Source organism: Arenimonas sp. (assembly GCF_019459675.1).
Taxonomy (GTDB): Bacteria; Pseudomonadota; Gammaproteobacteria; order Xanthomonadales; family Xanthomonadaceae; genus Arenimonas.
The window spans coordinates 1-4,971 of record NZ_JAIBFH010000311.1 but is presented as its reverse complement, the minus strand read 5'-3'; the positions used below and the strand labels follow the sequence as shown (position 1 = coordinate 4,971).

General features: G+C 69.8%; 5 protein-coding genes and 1 pseudogene. 4 read left to right on the top strand and 2 right to left on the bottom strand.

Annotation, left to right across the window (positions count from 1 at the left end; all coding sequences use genetic code 11):
- Window positions 1–717: sodium/proton-translocating pyrophosphatase (locus K0M70_RS10640; RefSeq protein WP_290781841.1), on the bottom strand; the 717-nt coding region annotated here is incomplete at its 3' end.
- Window positions 718–828: 111 nt separating this feature from the next.
- A complete protein-coding gene (locus tag K0M70_RS10635) occupies window positions 829–2,085 on the bottom strand; it encodes a 6-phosphofructokinase (RefSeq protein WP_290781840.1) in 1,257 nt (418 codons plus the stop codon).
- Window positions 2,086–2,225: 140 nt separating this feature from the next.
- On the opposite strand from K0M70_RS10635, the gene K0M70_RS10630 reads away from it, so the two are divergent.
- From K0M70_RS10630 to K0M70_RS10615, 4 genes and pseudogenes are all read left to right on the top strand, one after another.
- Window positions 2,226–2,804 (top strand): adenylate kinase, encoded by a 579-nt coding sequence (locus tag K0M70_RS10630; RefSeq protein ID WP_290781839.1) that lies wholly within the window; start codon window positions 2,226–2,228, stop codon window positions 2,802–2,804.
- 10 nt (window positions 2,805–2,814) lie between these two features.
- Window positions 2,815–3,354, top strand: coding sequence for a hypothetical protein (locus K0M70_RS10625; RefSeq protein ID WP_290781838.1), 540 nt, complete (start codon window positions 2,815–2,817; stop codon window positions 3,352–3,354).
- A 19-nt stretch (window positions 3,355–3,373) separates the two neighbouring features.
- On the top strand, window positions 3,374–4,732 hold the full coding sequence (gene mpl, locus K0M70_RS10620; protein ID WP_290781837.1) for a UDP-N-acetylmuramate:L-alanyl-gamma-D-glutamyl-meso-diaminopimelate ligase: 1,359 nt from the start codon (window positions 3,374–3,376) through the stop codon (window positions 4,730–4,732).
- A 1-nt stretch (window position 4,733) separates the two neighbouring features.
- Window positions 4,734–4,971, top strand: a pseudogene (locus K0M70_RS10615) (peptidase S16); the annotation flags it as partial.

The window sequence follows — 4,971 nt, the reverse complement described above, 5'->3', positions numbered from 1 at the left end:
GAACAGGTCCGCGGCCATGCCGGCGCAGTCGCCGACATTGTCGCCCACGTTGTCGGCGATGGTCGCGGCGTTGCGGGGATCATCCTCCGGGATGCCGGCCTCGACCTTGCCCACCATGTCGCCGCCCACGTCGGCGCCCTTGGTGAAGATGCCGCCGCCCAGGCGCGCGAAGATCGAGATCAGCGAGCTGCCGAAGGCCAGGCCGATCATTGGCTGCAGCGCGGCATTCACCGCCTCCGCGGTCTGCGCGCCCGAACCGCCCAGGACGTACCAGAAGTACCCGGCCACGCCCAGCAGGCCCAGGCCCACCACCAGCATGCCGGTGATGGCGCCGCCCTTGAAGCTGACGTTGAGCGCCGAGTTCAGGCTGACGGTGGCCGCCTGCGCCGTGCGCACGTTGGCGCGCACCGAAACGAACATGCCGATGAAGCCGGCCAGGCCCGACAGCACCGCGCCGATCAGGAAGCCGATGGCGGTGGGCCAGCCCAGCTGCGGCACGAAGCCGATCACCAGGAACAGGATGACGCCGACTATGGCGATGGTGCGGTACTGGCGGCGCAGGTAGGCGCCCGCGCCCTCCTGGATGGCCGCGGCGATCGACTGCATTTTTTCATTGCCTGCCGGCTGGCCGACGATCCATTTCGCGACGACGATGCCGTAAAGGATGGCGATGGCCGCACAGGCCAACGCGAGGTGCATTCCGTATTGCTCGAACATGTAAACCCTCCCCAGAGTTCAACAGTGGAACAAACATAAGCGGCCGATCGGCCGCCCGTCCCGAGTATGTCAAAGGGGGGGAGGGGGCGCCATACGCCCCCGACGTTCGCCTCAGCCCTTCCAGGCCGGCAGCTTGCGCGGCACGGACACGTTCTTGAGGCGCACGTAATCGGGCAGGCCGTCGGCGCGATACGGCGGCGGTGCCTCGCCCTTTATCAGCGGCTGCAGGTAAGTGCGGCAGGCGGCCGTGATGCCGTAGCCGCTGCGGTCGATGAAGCCCTTGGGCATCGTCTTTTCGCGGTTGGCGATGTCGGTGAGCGGAGCCGGCGCGATCTTCCAGCGATAGGGCTTGGACGAGGTGCGCACGATCACCGGCATCACGCCGTTGCGCCCCGCCAGCGCGTAGTCCACCGCGGCCTGGCCCACGGCCTGGGCCTGGGCAAGGTCGGTGGCCGAGGCGATGTGGCGGGCCGAGCGCTGCAGGTAGTCGGGCACGGTCCAGTGCACCTTCAGCCCCAGCTTGTCCTTGACCGTGGCGGCCAGCAGCGGCCCCACGCCGCCCAGCTGCGAGTGCCCGAAGGCGTCCTTGCCGCCGCCGGCGTCGGCCACGAAGCGGCCGTCGGCGTGGCGGATGCCTTCCGACACCACCACCACGCACCAGCCCACTTTCTTCACCACGGCCTGCACGCGGGCCAGGAACCTGGCCTCGTCGTAGGCAATTTCGGGGAACAGGATCACCTGCGGCGCGTCGTCCTTGCCGGTGCCGGCCAGGCCGCCCGCGGCGGCCAGCCAGCCGGCGTGGCGGCCCATCACTTCGTAGACGAACACCTTGGTGGAGGTGTCGGCCATGGCCGCCACGTCCAGCGCGGCCTCGGCCACCGAAACGGCCGTGTACTTGGCCGCCGAGCCGAAGCCCGGGCAGGTGTCGGTGACCACCAGGTCGTTGTCCACGGTCTTGGGCACGCCGATGCAGGTCAGCGGGTAGCCAGTGACGCGGGCCATTTCCGACAGCTTCAGGGCGGTGTCGGCCGAGTCGTTGCCGCCGTTGTAGAGGAACCAGCGCACGTCGTGGGCGTCCAGCACGTCCAGCAGGCGCTGGTACTTGGGCTGGTCTTCCTCCAGCGACTTGAGCTTGAAGCGGCAGGACCCGAAGGCCCCGCCCGGGGTGTGGGCCAGCGCGCGGATGGCCGCGGCGGACTCCTTCGAGGTGTCCACCAGGTCCTCGCGCAGGGCGCCCAGGATGCCGTTGCGGGCGGCCAGGACCTTCACTTTGCGGCCGCGGGCGGCCTGGATGACGGCACCGGCGGTGGCGTTGATGACGGCGGTGACACCGCCGGACTGTGCGTAGAGGAGCGTTCCTTTGCCCATGGTTTCCTTTCCTTTGAATTGACTTGGACCGGCCCGGCCAGTAGCTTTTCACTATCCGCACGGCCTGTCAGCGGCCCCACTATAGCCAAACGGGGTGACGACGGCGCCGTGCGTCCTTGTTTATAGGGGTTCTCGAAGCAATGCGACTGGTACTTCTCGGCGCGCCCGGATCGGGCAAGGGTACGCAGGCCACCCGCCTGCGCGAACACCTGCAGGTTCCGCACATTTCCACCGGCGACCTGCTGCGCGCCGCCGTCAAGGCGGGCACCGAACTGGGCCGCCAGGCCAAGGCCGTCATGGAGTCGGGCGGCCTGGTGTCCGACGACATCGTGCTGGGCATGCTGGAGGAGCGCCTGACCGCCGGCGACACCGGCAACGGTTTCGTGCTCGACGGCTACCCGCGCAACCTCGCCCAGGCCAACGCCCTGGACGCCCTGCTGGGCCGCCTGGGCCAGCCGGTGGATATCGCCGTGCAGCTGGACGTGGACACCGAACTGCTGATCACCCGCCTGGCGGGACGCGCGCAGGCCGAAGGCCGCGCCGACGACAGCCCCGAGGCCGTGCGCCACCGCCTGGGCGTTTACAACGACGCCACGGCGCCGGTGGTGGACTTCTACCGCAATACCGGCCGCCTGGCCTGCGTTGACGGCGTGGGCGGCATGGACGACGTTTTCCTGCGCATCATCGCCACCCTCGCGCCCACGCCCGAAATCGGCTGAGCCCGCTGCCGTGGCCGCGCTGCTGCGCGAGGTGGTGGAGGTTTGCCTGCTCAAGCGCGGGCCGCAGGACCTGCCGTTCTCACCGCCGGCGGTCGCCGCGTTCACCGCCGCCCTGCTGGGCGTGCAGCTGGTTTTCGCCGCCTACCATGACGCAGGCGCCGCGGCGCTGGCCGCCCGGGCGCTGGTGACCCTGCTGATCCTGTTCGGCGCCACGCTGGCGCTGCTGCGCTTCCGGGCCATGGAAAACCGCGCCAGCCAGACCCTGCTGGCGCTGGCCGGCACGTCCCTGGTGTTCTCGCTGGTGATGATGCCGCTGGCGCTGGTGCTGCGCCCGTACCTGGGCAACGACAATCCGCCGCCGTCGATGATGGTGTTCGCACTGGCGGCGGTGTTCGCCTTCTTCTGGAAGCTGCGGGTCGAGGCGGCCATCTGGCGCCAGGCGCTGGAAATCCCGGTAGCGGCGGCCTACCTGCTGACGTTCGCCCTGCTGATGTCCGAAGCGCTGCTGCTGCTGGCGCTGGTGCCTGCGACGGTTCCCGCCACCCCCTGATCCTGCCATCCTTAGAACCATGAAACTCCATATCCTCGGTATCTGCGGCACCTTCATGGGCGGCGTCGCCGCGCTGGCGCGTGAACTTGGCCATGCCGTGGACGGCTCGGACCAGAACGTCTACCCGCCCATGTCCACCCAGCTCGGGCAGCTGGGCATCTCGCTCAACTCGGGCTACGCCGCCGCGCACATCGCCGCCGACACCGACGTGGTGGTGGTGGGCAACGCGCTGTCGCGCGGCAACGCCGCCGTCGAACACGTGCTTGATGCCGGCCTGCGCTACACCTCGGGCGCGCAGTGGCTCAGCGAACACGTGCTGCCCGGGCGCGAGACGCTGGCGGTGGCCGGCACGCACGGCAAGACCACCACCACGTCCATCCTGGCCTTCTTGCTGGAAGCCGCCGGCCGCGACCCCGGTTTCCTGGTGGGCGGCGTGCCGGAAAACTTCGGCGTTTCCGCCCGCATCGGCAGCGGCCGCGAGTTCGTGGTCGAGGCCGACGAATACGACACGGCCTTCTTCGACAAGCGCAGCAAGTTCGTGCACTACCGACCCACGGTGGCCATCCTCAACAACCTCGAGTACGACCACGCCGACATCTTCCCGGACCTGGCGGCCATCCAGCGCCAGTTCCACCACCTGGTGCGCATCGTGCCGGGCCGCGGCCGCCTGATCGTCAACGGTGAAGACGACGCGCTGGCGCAGGTGCTGGCCATGGGCTGCTGGACGCCGGTGGAGCGCTTTGGCATCGGCGAAGGCTTCGACTGGAGCGCGCGCCTGCTGGCCGACGACGGCTCGGCGTTTGAAGTGCAGCACGGCGGCGCGACGGTGGGCACGGTGCGATGGGCCATGTCGGGCCGCCACAACGTGATGAACGGCCTGGCCGCGCTGGCCGCCGCCCATGCCGTGGGCGTGGACCTGGCGCAGGTGATCCCGGCGCTGGCCGACTTCGTCAGCGTCAAGCGACGCATGGAAAACCTGGGCCAGGCGCGCGGCGTCACCGTGTACGACGATTTCGCCCACCATCCCACCGCCATCCGCACCACGCTCGAGGGCCTGCGCGCCCGCGTCGGCGCTGCGCGCATCGTGGTGGCGATGGAGCCGCGCAGCAATTCCATGCGCCTGGGCGCGCATGCCTCCCAGATCGCCCCGTCGCTGCACGAGGCCGATGCGGTGGTGTTCCTGCACCGGCCCGAGCTGGCGTGGGACGCGGGCAGCGTGGTGTCGGCGCTGCGCGGCGAAGGCGAGGCGGTGGCCAGCGTGGACGAGCTGGTGGCGGCGCTTGCACGGCACGCACGCGAGGGCGACCACGTGGTGTTCATGTCCAACGGCGGCTTCGAAGGCGCGCCGCTGCGTTTCCTGGCGCGGATGGGCGGCTGAGATGGCCATCGCCGAGCCGTCCCTCACCGAGCTGCCCCTGTTCCCGCTGTCTTCGGTGCTGTTCCCGGGCGGCACGCTGGGCCTGCGGATCTTCGAGCCACGTTATCTCGACCTGGTGAAGCGCGGCGGCCCCCGCGCCGAGGGCTTCGGCATCAGCCAGAACCAGGACGGCAGCGAAGCCGGCCTGCCCGCCGGTCCGCCGGCGCGGGGCACCGCCGCCCCCCACGTTGATTTAGACA